Origin of the sequence: Nocardioides sp. NPDC047086 (assembly GCF_040643685.1) — a bacterium.
GTDB lineage: Bacteria > Actinomycetota > Actinomycetes > Propionibacteriales > Nocardioidaceae > Nocardioides.
In genome coordinates this window covers 19338-36930 of record NZ_JBEYUV010000046.1, presented here as the reverse complement: position 1 = coordinate 36930, position 17593 = coordinate 19338, and the positions used below count along the sequence as shown (strand labels likewise).

General features: G+C 71.0%; 14 protein-coding genes. 6 read left to right on the top strand and 8 right to left on the bottom strand.

The genetic code is table 11. The annotated features are described in order from the left end of the window. Window positions 1-93 precede the first annotated feature (93 nt). Entirely contained in the window at window positions 94-924 is an 831-nt protein-coding gene (locus ABZ796_RS24645; RefSeq protein WP_357340538.1) for a TIM barrel protein, read from the bottom strand. Between the two features lie 188 nt (window positions 925-1112). Between ABZ796_RS24645 and ABZ796_RS24640 the strand changes: the two genes are divergently transcribed. The 6 genes from ABZ796_RS24640 to ABZ796_RS24615 all read left to right on the top strand — a co-directional run bounded on the left by ABZ796_RS24640 (window position 1113) and on the right by ABZ796_RS24615 (window position 10755). Then, window positions 1113-2645, top strand: a complete 1533-nt coding sequence (locus tag ABZ796_RS24640) for a helix-turn-helix domain-containing protein (protein ID WP_357340536.1) — start codon at window positions 1113-1115, stop codon at window positions 2643-2645. 198 nt (window positions 2646-2843) lie between these two features. Next, window positions 2844-4799 (top strand): 2-oxo-4-hydroxy-4-carboxy-5-ureidoimidazoline decarboxylase, encoded by a 1956-nt coding sequence (gene uraD, locus ABZ796_RS24635; RefSeq protein ID WP_357340535.1) that lies wholly within the window; start codon window positions 2844-2846, stop codon window positions 4797-4799. Continuing rightward, window positions 4796-6232, top strand: a complete 1437-nt coding sequence (locus ABZ796_RS24630; protein ID WP_357340533.1) for an FAD binding domain-containing protein — start codon at window positions 4796-4798, stop codon at window positions 6230-6232. Before uraD (ABZ796_RS24635) ends, ABZ796_RS24630 begins: the two co-directional genes overlap by 4 nt. Continuing rightward, complete coding sequence (gene xdhB / locus ABZ796_RS24625; RefSeq protein ID WP_357340531.1) at window positions 6229-8613, top strand: xanthine dehydrogenase molybdopterin binding subunit; 2385 nt, start codon at window positions 6229-6231, stop codon at window positions 8611-8613. Before ABZ796_RS24630 ends, xdhB begins: the two co-directional genes overlap by 4 nt. A 4-nt stretch (window positions 8614-8617) precedes the next feature. Then, window positions 8618-9445, top strand: a complete 828-nt coding sequence (xdhC, locus tag ABZ796_RS24620; RefSeq protein ID WP_357340529.1) for a xanthine dehydrogenase accessory protein XdhC — start codon at window positions 8618-8620, stop codon at window positions 9443-9445. An 8-nt stretch (window positions 9446-9453) separates the two neighbouring features. Beyond that, the gene (locus ABZ796_RS24615) at window positions 9454-10755 is read left to right on the top strand and encodes a guanine deaminase (RefSeq protein ID WP_357340528.1); all 1302 of its coding nucleotides are present in this window, start codon (window positions 9454-9456) and stop codon (window positions 10753-10755) included. A 130-nt stretch (window positions 10756-10885) separates the two neighbouring features. Here ABZ796_RS24615 and ABZ796_RS24610 read toward each other — a convergent pair whose 3' ends face one another. The 7 genes from ABZ796_RS24610 to aceB all read right to left on the bottom strand — a co-directional run bounded on the left by ABZ796_RS24610 (window position 10886) and on the right by aceB (window position 17558). Further along, a complete protein-coding gene (locus tag ABZ796_RS24610; protein ID WP_357340526.1) occupies window positions 10886-12298 on the bottom strand; it encodes a nucleobase:cation symporter-2 family protein in 1413 nt (470 codons plus the stop codon). A 9-nt stretch (window positions 12299-12307) separates the two neighbouring features. Further along, entirely contained in the window at window positions 12308-13228 is a 921-nt protein-coding gene (gene pucL, locus ABZ796_RS24605; RefSeq protein WP_357340524.1) for a factor-independent urate hydroxylase, read from the bottom strand. Window positions 13229-13230: 2 nt separating this feature from the next. After that, complete coding sequence (gene uraH, locus ABZ796_RS24600) at window positions 13231-13590, bottom strand: hydroxyisourate hydrolase (protein WP_357340522.1); 360 nt, start codon at window positions 13588-13590, stop codon at window positions 13231-13233. Beyond that, window positions 13587-14096: a 2-oxo-4-hydroxy-4-carboxy-5-ureidoimidazoline decarboxylase gene (uraD, locus tag ABZ796_RS24595; RefSeq protein WP_357340520.1), complete on the bottom strand. Its 510-nt coding sequence runs from the start codon at window positions 14094-14096 to the stop codon at window positions 13587-13589. The genes uraH and uraD (ABZ796_RS24595) overlap by 4 nt, the downstream gene beginning before the upstream one ends. Window positions 14097-14199: 103 nt before the next feature. Further along, a complete protein-coding gene (locus ABZ796_RS24590) occupies window positions 14200-14667 on the bottom strand; it encodes a helix-turn-helix domain-containing protein (protein WP_357340518.1) in 468 nt (155 codons plus the stop codon). A gap of 51 nt (window positions 14668-14718) precedes the next feature. Continuing rightward, window positions 14719-15972, bottom strand: a complete 1254-nt coding sequence (locus ABZ796_RS24585; RefSeq protein ID WP_357340516.1) for an aldolase/citrate lyase family protein — start codon at window positions 15970-15972, stop codon at window positions 14719-14721. After that, window positions 15969-17558 carry a malate synthase A gene (gene aceB / locus ABZ796_RS24580; RefSeq protein ID WP_357340515.1) on the bottom strand — a complete coding sequence of 530 codons (1590 nt, stop codon included), beginning with the start codon at window positions 17556-17558 and terminating at the stop codon, window positions 15969-15971. Before aceB ends, ABZ796_RS24585 begins: the two co-directional genes overlap by 4 nt. Window positions 17559-17593: the final 35 nt, after the last annotated feature.

The window sequence follows — 17593 nt, the reverse complement described above, 5'->3', positions numbered from 1 at the left end:
GGGGGCGGAGGGGCTTTGCGGCGGGGGCCCGTCCACCCCACCCGGCGCGCCGGGGCGGCGCTTAATGACGCGCCCCTTCGGCCCTTAAACCGGTCAGGACGCGCCGACTCGGCGGGGAGCGGCGCTGCGGCGCTCTCGCGGCAGCCAGTCGAAGCTCTCGGCGGAGGTCCTGGCGGGCTTGTACTCCAGCCCGACCCAGCCGGCGTAGCCGGCCGCCTCGAGCGCGGCGAGCTGCCGCTCGAGCGGGAGCTCACCGGTGCCGGGCTCGTTGCGGCCCGGGGCGTCGGCGATCTGCACGTGCGCGATGCGAGCGGCGTACGCAGCGATCACCGCGTCGACGTCGTCGCCGTTCACGGCGAGGTGGTAGAGGTCGGCGAGCAGGCCGATGTTGGCCTCGCCGGCACGGTCGATCGCGGCCACCGCGTCGGCGGCGGTGAGCAGCGGGTAGCGGTCGGCGCCGCTGACCGGCTCGACCAGCACGGTGCCGCCGATCCGGGCCGCCGCACGGGCCGCCAGCGCGAGGTTCTCGGCACCGAGCTCGTCCTGCTCCTCGACGGCGACGCCGTCGATACGGTTGCCGTAGAGCGCGTTGAACGCGGTGCAGCCGAGCCGCTCGCCGATGCCGATGGTGGCGTCGATGTTGTCGCGGAACTCCGCGGACCGGGCCGGCCACGAGACCAGGCCACGGTCGCCGGCCGGCATGTCACCGGCGAAGAAGTTGAGGCCGACCAGCTGCACACCGGCGTCCTGCACGGCGGCGACGAAGGCGTCCGCGTCCTTGTCGGACGACACCGCCTCGGCGAACGGCCACCAGAACTCCACCGCGTCGAAGCCGGCGGCCTTCACCGCCGCGGGGCGCTCGAGCAGCGGGAGCTCGGTGAACAGGATCGAGCAGTTCACCTCGTAGCGGAGCTGGTGGGTCATCTCACCATTCCTTCCGTAATGCGGAATTTGATTTCTGACATTCGAAATATAAGGATGTGAGCGGAGTCACGTCAACCCGACCAGACCTCTCAGCCGCAAACTGGTGAAGAAACGACAACGGCCTCCCGCGTGCGGGCGCAGGCGTTGTACGTTCCTCCAATACGCGGCTGACGGACCGTGGAGGTACCGTGCAACTGGCAGAGCTCTTGGAGACGCCCGACCTGGGCCTGCGGCTCCTGCACGCGCCCGAGGGGTCGCTGGAGCGTCCGGTCGGACGCACGATCACGATCGACCTGCTCGAGCCGGGCCGCTATCTGAACGGCGGCGAGCTCGTGCTCACCGGTCTGGTCTGGCGTCGCGGACCCGGGGACAGCGAGACGTTCGTGTCCTCGATCGCGGAGGGCGGCGCGACCTGCCTGCTGGCCGGCGCGGCCCTGCTCGGCGCGGTGCCCGACGACCTCGTCGAGGCCTGCCGCCGCCACCGCGTCGCCCTGGTCGAGGTGCCCGGAGACGTGGCTTTCGCCGACGTGACCGAGTACGTCGCAGCCGCAGGTGCCGCCGGCGAGAGCGCCCGGATGTCGGCCAGCCTGGCCCGCCAGCGCCAGCTCCTCTCCGCCATCGCCTCCGGCCGCAGCCTCGACGAGCTGGCCGCCCGGGTGGCCACCGAGATCGGCCACGCGTGCCGGGTGCTCACCACGAGCGGGCGCCATGTCGTACCCGGTCCCGGCGAGCTCGATCCAGAGACGGTCGATGCGCTGACCCGCCGCTTCCTGACCGCCGACCTGCTGCCCGCCGTGGCCGAGGCCGGGGACCGGCGCTACTCCCTGTTCCCCATCGGGTCGGGCCTGGCCGACCGCCTCACCGGCTGGACGGTGGCGGTCGAGGGCGACCACACCACCTGGCCGCGCGAGGACCTCGACATGGTCCACGAGTTCGGCGCCATCACGGCACTGGACCGCTCGCGGCGTGACGAGGGGTTCCGCGTCCGGCGACCGCTCGCGGCGGCGACCCTCGCCCACCTGGAGGCCGGCGCCTCACCTGCCGAGATCGCCACCGGACTACGCCAGTGCGGGCTCGATCCCGAGCGTCCGCTCGTCCTCGCCGTGGCCGAGCTCGGACCCGGTGGCCCGCCCGACGCGGTGGCCGCGGTGCTCGAGGACGTGGCCCTCGGCCTGGGGCCGTCCGTGGTCGCCAGCGCACGGGACGGCTGCGCCGTCGCGTTCCTCCCCTCCCGCCCCGACCTCATCGACCAGCTGCGCCGCTCGCTCACCCGGCTGGGGCCCGCCCTGGTCCGCGGCTCGCTGTCTGTGGGACTGAGCGGCGAGAGCGCCGTCGACGCGCTGGCCGGTGCACTCGAAGAGGCCCGGTTCGCCCACCGGGTCGCCCGCTCCGGCGGCGGCGCGGTGGCGCTGTCCAGCTCGGAAGAGGTCACCTCCCACGTACTGCTGCTCGCCACCGTCCCCGACGACATCCGCCGCACCTACGCGCAGCGCGTCCTCGGCCCCGTCCTCGAGCACGACCAGCGCACCGGCAGCGATCTGGTGCCCACGCTCGACCGGTTCCTGACGTACGCCGGGTCGTGGACGCGCACCGCGGAGTCGCTCCATCTCCACGTCAACAGCGTGCGCTACCGGATCTCCCGGGTCGAGGAGCTGACCGGCCGTGACCTGACCACGATGGAGGACCGGGTCGACGTCTTCCTCGCCCTCCGATCGCTCTGAAATCGGTCCGGCGAAACCGGGAAGAAACCACTCGGAAACCGCCTGCACGCCATTCTGGAGGTTCACACAAAGGCCGTATCCGGGGTGACCTCATCTTCGGATGATCGGCGGGTGCCGCTCGGGGCCCCGAGAGACCAGGCTGTGGGGTAAGTCACAGCTCACCTGCCCACAAGGGGCGCCCCCGAGAAAGGTGTGAGGATGAACGCGAGAGCAGCCCTGAGGTCGATACGGCCCCAGAAGAAGGACGGTGGCCGCCCCACCCACCCCGTGGACGAGGTGCTCCCGGCGGGCAAGCTCGCCGTCTACGGCCTCCAGCACGTGCTCGCGTTCTACGCCGGGGCGGTGATCGTCCCCATCCTGCTCGCCAACTCGATCGGGCTGAGTCAGCAGGAGCTGATCCACCTGATCAATGCCGACCTGTTCACCTGCGGCATCGCCTCGATCATCCAGTCGGTCGGCTTCTGGAAGGTCGGCGTCCGCCTGCCGCTGCTGCAGGGGGTCACCTTCACCGCCGTCTCGCCGATGATCGCGATCGGGATGGCGGCCGGTGGCGGCACCGACGGGCTGCTCGTCATCTACGGCGCGGTGATCGTCGCCGGTCTGGCGACCTTCTTCATCGCCCCGTACTTCAGCCGGCTGATCCGGTTCTTCCCGCCGGTCGTGACCGGCTCGGTGATCACCATCATCGGCATCGCCCTGCTTCCCGTCGCCGCCGCGGACGCGACCGGCGGCGCCGGCCCGACCTCGGATCCGACCAGCGGCCGCAACCTGGCGTACGCCCTGGGCACCCTCGCCCTGATCGTGGTCATCCAGCGGGTGTTCAAGGGCTTCATGGCCACGGTCGCCGTGCTCGTCGGCCTGGTCGTCGGCACGCTGGTCGCCTGGGCCCTCGGGGACGCCCACTTCGACGCGGTCGCCGGCTCCGACTGGGTGGGCGTGACCACCCCGTTCCACTTCGGCTGGCCACAGTTCTCCGCCGCCGCGATCATCTCCATGATCGTCGTCATGCTGATCACCGCCGTCGAGACCACCGGTGACGTCTTCGCCACCGGCGAGATCGTCGAGAAGCGGATCGGCCGCACCGACATCGCCCGCGCCCTGCGCGCCGACGGCCTGGCCACCACGATCGGCGGCGTCTTCAACTCCTTCCCCTACACCTGCTTCGCCGAGAACGTCGGCCTCGTCCGGCTGACCCGGGTCAAGAGCCGCTGGGTCGTCGCGGCGGCCGGCCTGATCATGGTGTTCATCGGGCTCCTCCCGAAGGTCGGCGCGATCGTCGCCGGCATTCCGCACCCGGTCCTCGGCGGCGCCGCCCTGGCGATGTTCGCGACGGTCGCGGTCGTCGGCTTCCAGACGCTCAGCAAGGTCGACTTCCACGACCACCGCAACGTGGTGATCGTCGCGACCAGCGTCGGTCTGGCGATGTACGTCACCGCGCAGCCCGAGGTCGCCCAGGCCGTCCCGGGATGGGCCGAGATCATCTTCGGCAGCGGCATCACCCTCGGCAGCCTCACCGCGATCCTGCTCAACATCCTGTTCCACCACGTCGGCCCGGACTACGGCCCCGCCGTCGCCGGCCAGCCCGGCGAGGGCGTCCGGCTCGACCAGGTCAACCAGATGGGACGTACCGAGTTCGTGGAGACGTTCGACGGCCTGTTCCAGGGGCCGCGGTGGATGGTGGAGCGGGCCTGGGAGCAGCGTCCGTTCACCGACACCCATGCCCTGCGCCGCGCGTTCCAGGACGCTCTGTTCAGTGGCTCGGTCGAGGAGCAGCGCGAGCTGATCGAGGCCTACCCGGAGCTGGGCTCGCGGCTGGTCTCGGAGGGGATGGTCGGCGAGGAGTCGCTGCGCGACCAGTCCTCGCGCGGCCTGACCCACCTGGCCGAGCCGGACCAGGAGGCGCTGTCCTCGCTCACCGACGCCTACCACGAGCGGTTCGGCTTCCCGCTGGTCATCTCCGTACGCGACTCCGACTCGCTCGACCGGATCCTCGCCGAGGGCCGGGCGCGACTGGGCAACTGCGAACGGCAGGAGCACGCCGCCGCGCTGATCGAGATCGCCAAGATCGCCGGCCACCGCTTCGACGACTTCCTGCGCGATGCCAACCCCATCCACAGCGCCCGCACCCGCAACCCGATCCGGAGCCAGCCATGACCGCGCCCAGTGTGACCGTCAACGGGGACCAGGTGCCCCTGACCGGGGTCGCCACCTACACCACCACCCTCGACTGGCTGCGCGACCGCGGCCTGACCGGGGCCAAGGAGGGCTGCGCCGAGGGCGAGTGCGGCGCCTGCTCGGTGATGGTCGCCCGGCCGGGCACGACCTCGCCGACCGAGTGGACCTCGGTCAACGCCTGCCTGGTGCCGGTCGCGGCACTCGACGGGCAGGAGGTCGTCACCAGCGAGGGGCTCGGCTCCAGCAGCGACCTCCATCCGGTCCAGCAGGAGCTCGCCGTACGCGGCGGGTCGCAGTGCGGCTACTGCACGCCGGGCTTCGTCTGCAGCCTCGCCGCGGAGTACTACCGTCCGAACCGCGAGCCGGCCGCCGAGGCATGCGACCACGAGCACGGCCCGAACGGCGTCGACCTGCACGCGCTGAGCGGCAACCTGTGCCGCTGCACAGGCTACCGCCCGATCCGGGACGCCGCCTACGCCCTCGGCGCACCCGAGGCCGACGACGCGTTCGCCGCGCGACAGCAGCAGCCACCGCCCGAGGTCCGACCGACCCGGATCGCCGTGGACGGTGCCGAGTTCGTACGCCCGCAGACGCTCACCGAGGCGCTCGACCTGCTGGTCGAGCGGCCGGAGGCGCAGGTCGTCGCCGGCTCGACCGACTGGAGCGTGGAGGTCAACATCCGCGGCCGTCGGGCGCCGCTCGTCGTGGCGGTCGACCGGCTGCCCGAGCTGCGCGAACTCTCCTTCCGGACCGGCCACGTGGAGATCGGCGCCGCCCTCACGCTGACCGAGATCGAGCGCAAGCTCGACGGCCGGGTCCCGCTCCTGGCCGAGCTCTTCCCGCAGTTCGCGTCGCGGCTGATCCGCAACGGCGCGACGATCGGGGGCAACATCGGCACCGCGTCCCCGATCGGTGACGCCCCGCCCGCGCTGCTCGCGCTCGACGCCGAGGTCGTGCTGGCCTCGCCGCGCGGCGAGCGGGTCGTCCCGCTGGCCGACTACTTCACCGGCTACCGCGAGACGGTCCGGGCCGCGGACGAGCTGATCCGCAGCGTACGTCTCCCGCTGCCGCTGGCTCCGGTCGTCGGCTTCCACAAGATCGCCAAACGCCGCTTCGACGACATCTCCAGCGTGGCCGTGGGCTACGCGCTCGAGGTCACCGACGGCATCGTGGTCCGCGCCCGGATCGGCCTGGGCGGCGTCGCCGCGACACCCTTGCGTGCGGTCGCCACCGAGGACGCCCTGATCGGACAGCCCTGGACCGAGGAGTCCGTACGCCGCGCCGCGGCCGTCCTCGCCACCGAGGGCACCCCGATGGACGACCACCGCGCCAGCGCGTCCTACCGCTCGGCGATGCTCGGCCAGTCCCTGCTCCGCCTGTTCCACAACCACCGCGAGGAGGTGCCCGCATGAGCGCCCTGTCCGAACGCCCCGACAACCCGATCGTCGGGATCCCGCTCCCGCACGAGAGCGCCGCGCTGCACGTCACCGGCGAGGCGCTCTACACCGACGACCTGGTCGGCCGGATCGCCGGCACGCTGCACGCCTGGCCGGTCCAGGCCCCGCACACCCACGCCTTGGTCACCGCGCTGCGGACCGCCCCGGCCCATGACGTGCCGGGGGTCGTGCGCGTCCTGACCGCCGAGGACGTACCCGGGATCAATGACGCCGGCGTCAAGCACGACGAGCCGCTCTTCCCGACCGAGGTGATGTTCCACGGCCACGCCGTGTGCTGGGTGCTCGGCGAGACCCAGGAGGCCGCCCGGCTGGGCGCGGCCGCCGTCGAGGTCGACTATGAGGCCCTGCCTTCGCTGGTCACGGTGACCGAGGCGATCGCGGCGGAGAGCTTCCAGGGCACCCCGCGCAACCTCGAGCGCGGCGACGTGTCGACGGCCCTCGCGAGCGCCGCGCACGTCTTCGAGGGTGAGTTCGAGTTCGCCGGCCAGGAGCACTTCTACCTCGAGACCCATGTCTCGCTCGCCCTGGTCGACGAGGGTGGCCAGGTGCTGGTGCACAGCAGCACCCAGCACCCCTCCGAGACCCAGGAGATCGTCGCCCACGTGCTCGGGGTGCCGAGCCACGAGGTCACCGTCCAGTGCCTGCGGATGGGTGGCGCGTTCGGCGGCAAGGAGATGCAGCCGCACGGCTACGCGGCCATCGCCGCGCTGGGCGCTCGGCTGACCGGGCGGCCCGTACGACTGCGGCTCAACCGCACCCAGGACATCACCATGTCCGGCAAGCGCCACGGCTTCCACAGCACCTGGCGAGCCGGGTTCGACGACGCGGGCCACATCGTCGGGCTCGAGGCCACCCTCACCGCCGACGGCGGCTGGAGCCTCGACCTCTCCGAGCCGGTGCTGGCGCGCGCACTGTGCCACATCGACAACGCCTACTGGGTGCCGAACATCCGCGTCGACGGCCGCGTCGCGCGTACCAACAAGACCTCGCAGACCGCCTTCCGCGGCTTCGGCGGACCGCAGGGCATGCTCGTCATGGAGGACCTGCTCGGCCGGTGCGCTCCGCTGCTCGGCATCGACCCGATCGAGCTGCGCCGACGCAACTTCTACCAGCAGGACCAGACCACGCCGTACGGCCAGCCGGTGCGCCAGGCCGACCGCCTGGCGGCCTGCTGGGACCAGGTCGCGTCGTCCGGCGAGGTCGCGCGGAGGCGAGCGGAGATCGCCGACTTCAACAGTCGGTACCCGCACACCAAGCGGGGCCTGGCGATGACGCCGGTGAAGTTCGGCATCTCGTTCAACCTCACCGCCTTCAACCAGGCCGGCGCCCTCGTCCACGTCTACAAGGACGGCTCGGTGCTGATCAACCACGGCGGCACCGAGATGGGCCAGGGCCTGCACACCAAGATGCTCCAGGTCGCGGCCACCGCGCTCGGGCTCCCGTTGTCCCGGGTCCGGTTGGCGCCGACTCGCACCGACAAGGTGCCGAACACCTCGGCGACCGCGGCCAGCTCCGGCGCGGACCTCAACGGGGCCGCGATCAAGAACGCCTGCGAGCAGATCCGCGAACGGCTCGCCCAGGTCGCCGGTGGCCGTCTCGGGATCAGCCCCAGCGACGTACGTTTCGACGACGGCGTCGTCCGCGGCCTGTCCCCCGCTTCAGGGGAGATCGGCTGGAACGAGCTGGTCAACGCCGCCTACCACCAGCGGGTGCAGCTGTGGGCGGCCGGCTTCTACCGCACCGAGGGCCTGCACTGGGACCCGAACGTCATGCAGGGCGAGCCGTTCAAGTACTTCGCCAACGGGGTCGCGGCGGCCGAGGTCGAGGTCGACGGCTTCACCGGTGCCTACACGCTGCGGCGCGTCGACATCGTCCACGACGTCGGCGACAGCCTGAGCCCGCTGATCGACATCGGCCAGATCGAAGGCGGCTTCGTGCAGGGCGCCGGCTGGCTGACCCTGGAGGACCTGCGCTGGGACACCTCCGACGGGCCCCACCGTGGCCGGCTGGCGACGCAGGCGGCGAGCACCTACAAGCTGCCGAGCTTCTCCGAGATGCCCGAGGACTTCCGGGTGAAGCTGCTCGAGAAGGCCCACGAGGAGGGCGCCGTCTACGGCTCCAAGGCAGTCGGCGAGCCGCCGCTGATGCTGGCCTTCTCGGTCCGCGAGGCGCTGCGCGAGGCGGCCGCCGCCTTCGGTCCGGCCGGCACCAGCGTCGTGCTCGGCTGCCCGGCCACCCCGGAGGCGGTCTACTGGGCGCTCGACAAGGCGCGTACGCCCCAGGCCGCTGAGACGAGCGACGCCGGCGCCGAGCCTGCCATGGCCGGAGAAAGGTGATGACATGGAGTGGCTGAAGGCCGTCCAGCGGCTGCGCGAGCAGCGGGTCCCCGGCGTACTGGTGACTTTGACGTCCGTACGCGGTCATTCGCCGCGCGAGGCCGGGGCGAAGATGGTCGTCTCGGCCGACCGCACCTGGGCCACCGTCGGCGGCGGCAACCTCGAGGCGGTCGCGATCGAGCGCGCCCGGGCGATGCTGACCGAGGATCGCGCGGTGCCGGAGAGCCTGAAGGTGTCGCTCTCGGACAAGGCGCCCTATCAGCACGGCGTCCAGTGCTGCGGCGGCGAGGTCGAGCTGCTGCTCGAGCCGCTGCCCGTGGTGCCGTCCGTGGCCATCTTCGGGATGGGCCACGTCGGCCTCGAGCTGGCGCGCATCCTGGCGCGCCACGACCTCGAGCTGCACCTGGTCGACTCCCGCGCCGCCCAGCTGGAGCCCGAGCAGCTGCGCGGGCTCGACGACGCCGTCGCAGGCATCCACGTCCACCAGGTGCCGGTGCTGCCCGAGCTCGTCATCGGCGAGCTGCCCGAGGGCACCCACGTCCTCGTCATGACCCATGACCACGCCGAGGACGCGGCGCTGTGCGACGCGTCCATCCGCGCCTCCCATCTGGGGTCGATCGGGCTGATCGGCTCGAGCGCCAAGTGGAGCCGCTTCCGGGCCAAGCTCGCCGACGAGGGCCACGCCCCCGAGGCGATCGCCCGCATCACCACGCCCATCGGGCTCCCAGATCTCGGCGGCAAGGAGCCGGCCACGATCGCGGTCAGCGTCGCGGCCCGGCTCCTGCAACTCTTCGCGGGCGACCCCGCGCAGACCGAACAACAACCAAGGTGACATCCAAAATGACGCTCTTCCGAGGGACCTTCCTCGACACTCCGTCCGACCCGTTCTCCGGCGGCGAGCTCCGCACCGAACAGGACGGCGCCCTGCTGGTACGCGACGGCGTGGTCCGCGCCCGCGGGTCCTTCGCCGACCTGCGCGGGCAGCACCCCCAGGAGGAGGTCGTCGACCTCACCGGCGGCTTCGTGCTGCCCGGATTCGTCGACACCCACGTGCACTTCCCGCAGGTACGCGTCATCGGCGGCCTCGGCATGCCGCTGCTCGACTGGCTCGACCAGACTGCGCTCCCCGAGGAGGCGCGTCTGGCCGACACGGCCTACGCCGCGGGCGTGGCGACCGACTTCGTCCGCGGCCTGGTCGGCGCTGGCACCACCACGGCCCTGGTCTTCGGCAGCCACTTCGCGCCCGCGGTCGACACGGTCTTCGCCGAGGCCGCCCGGGTCGGGCTGCGGATCACCAGCGGGCTCGTGGTCAGCGACCGGCTCATCCGCGAGGACCTGTTCACCGATCCTTCCCGGGCACGGGAGGAATCGCTCACGCTCGCGGCCCGCTGGCACGGCGTCGGCCGGGCGCGCTACGCAGTGACCCCGCGATTCTCGCTGTCGTGCTCCGACCCGCTGCTCGCCGCCTGCGCCGACGTCCTCCGCTCCGTGCCCGGGGCGATGCTGACCTCCCACGTCAACGAGAACATCCGCGAGATCGAGACCGTCGAGGCGCTGTTCGGCTGCGACTACGTCACCTCCTACGACCGCCACGGCCTGGTCGGCCCCAGCACCGTCCTGGCGCACAACGTCCACCCCACCGACCCCGAGCTCGCGCTGCTGGCCGCCCGCGGCGCCGCCGTCGCCCACTGCCCCTCCAGCAACGCCGCCCTCGGCAGCGGCCTCTTCCCGCTGGCCCGCCACCGTGCCCACGGCGTACGCGTCGCGATGGGCTCCGACGTCGGCGCCGGCACCGGCTTCTCCCTGCTCAAGGAGGGTCTGGGAGCGTACGTCGCCCAGCGGCTCCTAGGCGAGGCCGGTCACCCGTTGACCCCCACCCACCTCCTCCACCTGGCCACCGTCGCCGGCGCCGAAGCCCTAGGCCTGGGAGCCGCCATCGGCGACTTCTCCCCCGGCCGCCGCTTCGACGCCCAGTGGATCAAGCCCGCCCCCAGCACCCCTCTCGACGTAGGCCTCGCCCACGCCATCGACCCCGCCGACGCCCTCGCCAAGATGTTCGCCCTCGGCACCCCCGCCGACGTACGCAGCGTCTGGATCGAAGGCGAGCTCGTCAACACCCCCGACCCCCACCTAGTCGGCTGACCCCAAGAGGGCCGAGTCGGCTCATCTTGACGCAAAATCCTGCCGAGTCGGCTCGTTATAACGAGCCGACTCGGCAGGATTTCAGGTGAGGACGAGCCGACTCGGCCTCCGTACGGCATTCCTCAGCCGGCTACGAACGCTCGATGTCGTCGTCGAGCCGGTCCCCGAAGCCCTCACGAGAATCCTGCGAGGCGGCGAAGACGGAGGCGCCGGAGCGGTTGCCGACGGTGATCTCGTTGAACAGCAGGTTGAGCACGACGGCGACGAGGGCGGTGGCGCTGATGCCGGAGTGCATGATGACGCCGAGCCATTCCGGGAAGGCGTCCCAGAAGGTCGGTGCGGCGATGGGCAGGATGCCGACGGCGATGGCCACGGAGACGATGACCATGTTGAGGTTGTCCTCGTAGTCGACTCGGGACAGCGTCCGGATCCCGGAGGCCGCAACCGAGCCGAACAGCACGATGCCGGCGCCACCGAGGACGGGATACGGGATCGCGGCGACGACCGCGCCGACCACCGGCAGCAGCCCGAGCAGCAGCAGGACGAGGCCACCGGTCGCGACGACGTACCTGCTCCGGATGCCGGTCAGGGCCACGAGCCCGACGTTCTGCGCGAACGCGCTGCACGGGAAGGTGCCGAACAAGGGCGCAACCGTCGTCGCGGCCATGTCGGCACGGAGACCACGAGCGACACGTCGAGCGTCGACATCGGTCTCCACGATCTCGCCGATCGCCAGGATGTCGGCGGTCGTCTCGGTCATGATCACCAGCATCACGATCGTCATCGAGACGATCGCGCCGAGCTGGAAGGTCGGGCTGCCGAAGTGCAGCAGTGGCGGCACCGCGACCAGGTCGGCAGCCCCGACCGAGGAGAAGTCGGCCTGCCCCGTGATCACCGCGATCACGGTCCCGGCGACGAGCCCGATGAGGATCGAGAGCCGTGAGATCGCACCCTGGAACACCCGGCTGATCACCAGGATGATGAGCAGCGTGAGCCCGGCGTACGCGATGTTGGTCATCGACCCGTAGTCCGGCGCCTCGGCGTCGTTGCCCATCGCCCACCGGAACGCCACCGGCATCAGCGAGAGCCCGATGACCGTGATGATCGTGCCGGTGACGACGGCCGGGAACAGCCGGACCAGCTGCGCGAAGAACGAGGACAGCACCAGTCCGATCAGGCCGGCGACGATGATCGCGCCGAAGACCGGGCGCAGCCCGTCCTCGCTGGCGATCGTGACCATCGTCGACACGCTGGCGAACGAGATGCCCTGCACGATCGGCAGCCGGCTGCCGAAGGGCCCGAGGCCGAGCGTCTGCAGCAGCGTGGCGAGGCCCGAGACGAAGAGCCCCGCGGTCACCAGCAGCGCCAGGTCCGTGCCCGACAGGCCCGCGGCACCCCCGACGATGAGCGGCGGCGCGATCACGCCGCCGTACATCGTCAGGATGTGCTGCGTGCCGTAGGCGAGGAGCTGGCCGGGTGGATGCCGCTCGTCCTCCGGTCTGGTCGGGGCAGAGGCGGTTGTCTGTCTCCTACGACCGAGCATGGCCGGTCCTCAGCAGAATCCGGGGATGGCGTGCCAGGCGTTGCCGGCATCGGGGGCCCCGTCGCGTACGACCGAGGCCTCGATCAGGCCGTAGGGCCGGTCCGCGGCGAAGAAGACCTCGCCGGGGTTGTCCAGACCGAAGGGCGAGAGGTCGGAGAGGAAGTGGTGCTTGTTGGGCGCGGAGAACTTGATCTCGGCGACGTCGCCGTGCTGCTCGAGCACCGAGGTGCCCATCCCGTTCAGGCTCTGCTGGAGCGCGAGGCTGTGGATCTCCGCGAACCGCTGCAGCAGCAGGGCCCGGATGGAGTCGTACGACTTGTCCCAGTCGACCTGGGTGCCGTCGTAGCGCCACCTGGCGACGAGCGAGGTCGCCAGGATCCGGTCGGTGGTCTCCTGCAGGGTCGTGTACTCGTCCTTGAGGAAGCCGTGGAACTCCGAGCCGGTCGACTTGAGCACGACCAGGTCCTTGATGCCGGACACCACATGGGCGACCCGGTCGGCACCTCGGCCGTCGACGTTCACCACAGTCGTCCGTACGCCGCCACCCGATCGCACGAAGGAGTGGTCGTGACCCGCGCCATCGACCTGGATCCGGTCCCAGGCGTACTCGTCGATCTCGACCCGGGCGCCCTCGGCGGCCGGGCAGGCCTCGAGATAGCGGTCGGCCAGAGCCAGCGCGAATTCCTCGATCGAGGCGACGCCGATCTTCTTCGCGTACGCGAAGACGGTGTTCTTCTGGGTGTCGGTCGGGAGTACGTCCTGCTGGTCGCCGCTGGTGTGGGCGTCGTCGAAGTGGCCGCGCAGCGAGGTGGAGACGTTGAGGTCCCGGATCTGGTGGCGAGGAGTGTCGCGGTAGATGCGTACGACGCGGTTCTCGGCTTTGCCGTACTGGTTTAGGCCAAGACGAATGGCACCGTGGCGGATGGGCATGGTCAGCTCCCTCGGTAGGTGGAGTAGGCGAACGGGCTCAGCAGCAGTGGCACGTGGTGGTGCCGCCGGTCGGTGACCGCGAAGGTGACGGAGACCTGCGGGTAGAAGCACTCCTGACCGGTCGCCGCGTAGTAGGCGGCGGTGCCGAACCGGAGCTGATAGGTGCCGGCCGGGACCTGATCGGGTCCCAGGTCGGTCACTCGGCCGTCGTCGTCGGTGACGGCATCGGCGAGGACGACGGACTGGTCGGTGTCGTGAGGGTCGATCCGGCTGAGCCGGACCGGGACACCGGCGGCCGGGCGGCCGAGCGCGGTGTCGAGTACGTGGGTGGTGATGGCGCCGGTGCTCTGCTGCCTGGTCATCGGGAGACCTCATCGACGGCCAGGACCAGCTCGAGGCGGAGCAGCGCGATCTTGCGCAGCTCGTCGGCGACCACGGCCGCCTCCTCGTCGTGCTCGTTTCCGAGCCGGTCGCGGAGCGAGGCCAGGACCTGGTCCGCCGAGAGGCCGGTGGCACAGATCAGGAAGACCCGGCCGAAGCGCTCCTCATAGGCCCGGTTGCCCTCCGTGAGGGCATGTGCGGTGGCCTGGTCGGTGCCGACCGCCGCCTGCTCGCGTCGCGACCAGGCAGCCTCGACGTGCTCGCCCTCGGCGCGCTCCCCGATCCGGGGGTGGGCGGCCAGCGCCTGGTCGACGTCGGCGGCGGTGAACCGTCGCGCAGCTTCGTCGGCAGCGCGGGCGACGCCGGCCTCGTCGGCGTACGGGCGTCCGGCCAGGACGGCGGCGACCCAGCTCGGCGCGTCGCAGCAGGCCTGCAGCGCGGGCCGCACCACATCTGCCGGTGAGGTGTTGAAGCTCTGGAGGTCCATGCACCGTTCTCTCTCGCTATGCGGAAACTAATTTCCGTACAGCAACAACGATTACATGTGTCTCTCGTCACAGTCAACAGTTTGTTGAAAAGTTTGGCGGGCGCTACTCCCGCTCGCGGTTCAGGTAGTTGTAAACCGTGAAGCGGGTGACCCCGAGCGCCCCGGCCACGATCTCGGCGCTCTTGCGGTAGTCGAACGCACCGCGCTCCTCCAGCAGCCGCACCGCACGCTGCTTGCCCTGCCGGTCCAGGGTCCGCAGATCACCACCGAGCTCGTCGGCGACCTCGGCAAGCAGCCCCTCCAACCCTCCGGTCGTACGCCGCGGCGCGCTGTGTCCCTCGACCCGAACCTGGAAGGTGATCTGGTCGGCGCCGTGGTCCAGGCCGGCGGCCACCACCTCGGCAAGGGTCGCCAGGACCGCCTCCCGCTCGCCGCGTACGGACGTGCCCAGGGGCCCGAAGTCACACTCCAGGCCGGCCTCGCGGGCGGCCGCGAGTGCCGCCGTCGCATGCTCGGGAGGCTCGCCCTCGCCACGGAACGGTTCGGTGGTGAACTCGGCTTCGACGCGCATGGCGGCAGGCTACCCAGCCTGCCGCCATGCGATCACGGTGCTCAGCCGTCGTCAGCCGATCGGCCGCCGCGCGAGCTCGGCCAGCTCGGCCTGGTCGACCCCGGCGAGCCGCTCGACCTCGTCGGCCGCGACGGCACCGCACTCCACCCCGCGCAGCACGAACGCGGCGAGCGCGGCGGCCGTGGCGGGCTCGTCGAGATAGCTCGAGTCGCCGCCGTGGACGTACGCGTTCAGACGGGCCGAGGCGACCTCGAGCCCGTCCCGGAAGAACGCGTAGGTCGCGAGATACCGGCTCGGGAGCTGGGCCGGATGCAGGTCCCAACCCTGGTAGATCCCGCGGACCAGCGACCGGCTCACCAGGCGCGAGTGGAGCCGCCAGGCCGAACGTACGGCCTCCGCATCCCCGACCGGGAGCACGTTGGTCGAGCCGTCCGAGACGAAGACACCGGTGCCGGCAGCAGCCACCTGCATCACGTCCTTGGCGTGGTCGGCGACCGGGTGCTCCATGCTCTGGAAGGCCGCCGCGACCCCGAGCGAGGCGGAGTAGTCGTAGGTCCCGTAGTGGAGGCCCGTGACCCGACCAGACCCAGCAGCGATCATCCGTGCGATCAGCGCGGTGCCGTCGGAGCCGAGGATCGCCTGCGGCGTCTCGACCTGGATCTCGAAACGGAGGCTCCCCGCCGTGATCCCATGGACCGACTCGAGCACGGACAGCGCGGTGACCATAGCGGTGACCTGCTCGACCGAGGTCACCTTGGGCAGCGTGATGACGAAGCCGTCTCCCAGCCCACCCTCACGCACCAGCGAACCCAGGAACAGGTCGAGCGTACGCAGCCCGCGGTGTCGCGTCGGGGCCTCGAACGACTTGATCCGGATGCCGTGGAACGGCGGCGCCGAGCCGTCCCGGACGGTGGCGGCAAGTGCCCCGGCGGCCGCCACGACCGCGGCGTCCTCGTCCGCATCAGGCCGGTTCCCGTAGCCGTCCTCGAAGTCGATCCGCAGGTCCTCGATCGGCTCATCGGCGAGCTTCGCCGTCACCCGGTCATAGATCGCTTCGGCCAGATCGGCATCGAGACCGAACACCGAGGCAGCCCCAGCAGCCGAACCCGCGTGCTCGGCCAGCGCCTGACCGGACTCGGCGGACCATTCCGCGACCGTCTTGTCGGAGTAGCGGTCGCCGGGGACGTACACGGTGTGCACCGGCTGCCGTACGCCACGGTCCCCCGGATAGCTCGCGGCCAGCGCCGCATCGGCGCCGGCGAGGTCGCGGTCGAGCCGAGCGACGAGGTCCTCCAGTTCGCTCATGCACCCACCACCTGCGCGTAGGCGGGCAGCGTCAGGAAGTCGACGTACTCGTCGGCGAGCGCGACCTCCTCGAAGATGGCGCGGGCCTGCTCCAAGCGGTGCTCGATCCCGTCGGCCACCGCGAGGAGCGTCGTCATCTCCTCGTCCAGGACCCGGCGTACGAGCTCCGCGGTGATCTGGGTCCCGTCGTCGAGCTTCGAACCGTTGTGCACCCACTGCCAGATCTGCGAGCGGGAGATCTCGACCGTGGCGGCGTCCTCCATCAGGTGGTGGATGGCGACGGCGCCGGAGCCACGGAGCCAGGCGTCGAGGTAGACCAGCGAGACCTCGACGTTGTCACGCAGCCCGGCGAGGGTGATCGCGCCGCCCGCGGAGGCCACGTCGAGCAGGTCCTCGGCACGCACCACGACATCGTCGCGCTGCCGGTCGACCTGGTTCGGCCGGTCACCCAGGACACCGTCGAAGATCTCGCGGCAGATCGGGACCAGGTCGGGATGGGCCACCCAGGAGCCGTCGAAGCCGTCGCCGGCCTCGCGCTCCTTGTCCTCACGGACCTTGGCGAAGGCGATGGCGTTGACATCCTGGTCCCTGCGGCTCGGGATGAAGGCGGCCATGCCGCCGATGGCGTGGGCGTTGCGGCGGTGACAGGTCTTCACCAGCAGCTGGGCGTACGCACGCATGAACGGCGAGGTCATCCCCACCGTCGCACGGTCGGGCAGCACGAAAGATTGCCCGGCGTCGCGGAAGTACTTGATCAGGCTGAACAGGTAGTCCCAGCGGCCGGCGTTGAGCCCGGAGGCGTGGTCGCGCAGCTCGTAGAGGATCTCGTCCATCTCGAACGCGGCCGGGATGGTCTCGATGAGGACGGTCGCGCGGACGGTGCCGTGCGGGATCCCGAGCTCCGCCTGGGCGAAGGTGAACACGTCGTTCCACAGCCGCGCCTCGAGGTGGCTCTCCATCTTGGGCAGATAGAAGTACGGCCCGCTCCCGCGCTCCACGAGCTCGCGGGCGTTGTGGAAGAAGTAGAGGCCGAAGTCGACCAGCGCGCCGACGACCGGCTCGCCGTCGACCAGGACGTGCTGGTCGTCGAAGTGCCAGCCGCGAGGGCGCATCACGATCGTAGCCAGCCGCTGGTCCGTCTTGAGCTCGTAGAGCTTGCCCTGCGGGGACATCGCCGAGATGTCTCGCCGAATGGCGTCACGCAGGTTCACCTGGCCGCCGACCACGTTGCTCCAGTGCGGCGTACTGGCGTCCTCCATGTCGGCCAGCCAGACCCGCGCACCGGAGTTGAGGGCGTTGATCGTCATCTTCCGGTCCGTCGGACCGGTGATCTCGACGCGGCGGTCGAGGAGGTCCTCGGGCACGGGCGCCACGGTCCAGTCGCCGGCGCGTACGTCGGCCGTCTCGGGCAGGAAGTCGAGCCGGCCGGTGCGCGCGACCTCCTCACGACGGGTCCGGCGGGCGGCCAGCAGCTCGCCACGGCGGGCCCCGAACCGTCGCTGCAGATCCGCGACGAAGTCGAGGGCCTCGGGCGTCAGGATCTCGGCTCCTCGCTCGACGTCGACACCGGTGATCTGAATGTTCACGAGCTCCACCCTCCTGGGGGCTACAGTTTTCCCTT

What these genes read in the sequence shown, in the direction of transcription:
- xdhC (WP_357340529.1), top strand. Translation starts at nt 8,618, where the DNA reads ATGGAGTGGCTGAAGGCCGTCCAGCGGCTGCGCGAGCAGCGGGTCCCC.
- uraH (WP_357340522.1), bottom strand. Translation starts at nt 13,590, where the DNA reads ATGACCAGGCAGCAGAGCACCGGCGCCATCACCACCCACGTACTCGAC.
- pucL (WP_357340524.1), bottom strand. Translation starts at nt 13,228, where the DNA reads ATGCCCATCCGCCACGGTGCCATTCGTCTTGGCCTAAACCAGTACGGC.
- ABZ796_RS24610 (WP_357340526.1), bottom strand. Translation starts at nt 12,298, where the DNA reads ATGCTCGGTCGTAGGAGACAGACAACCGCCTCTGCCCCGACCAGACCG.
- uraD (WP_357340535.1), top strand. Translation starts at nt 2,844, where the DNA reads ATGAACGCGAGAGCAGCCCTGAGGTCGATACGGCCCCAGAAGAAGGAC.
- ABZ796_RS24590 (WP_357340518.1), bottom strand. Translation starts at nt 14,667, where the DNA reads ATGCGCGTCGAAGCCGAGTTCACCACCGAACCGTTCCGTGGCGAGGGC.
- ABZ796_RS24615 (WP_357340528.1), top strand. Translation starts at nt 9,454, where the DNA reads ATGACGCTCTTCCGAGGGACCTTCCTCGACACTCCGTCCGACCCGTTC.
- ABZ796_RS24645 (WP_357340538.1), bottom strand. Translation starts at nt 924, where the DNA reads ATGACCCACCAGCTCCGCTACGAGGTGAACTGCTCGATCCTGTTCACC.
- uraD (WP_357340520.1), bottom strand. Translation starts at nt 14,096, where the DNA reads ATGGACCTCCAGAGCTTCAACACCTCACCGGCAGATGTGGTGCGGCCC.
- xdhB (WP_357340531.1), top strand. Translation starts at nt 6,229, where the DNA reads ATGAGCGCCCTGTCCGAACGCCCCGACAACCCGATCGTCGGGATCCCG.
- ABZ796_RS24585 (WP_357340516.1), bottom strand. Translation starts at nt 15,972, where the DNA reads ATGAGCGAACTGGAGGACCTCGTCGCTCGGCTCGACCGCGACCTCGCC.
- ABZ796_RS24630 (WP_357340533.1), top strand. Translation starts at nt 4,796, where the DNA reads ATGACCGCGCCCAGTGTGACCGTCAACGGGGACCAGGTGCCCCTGACC.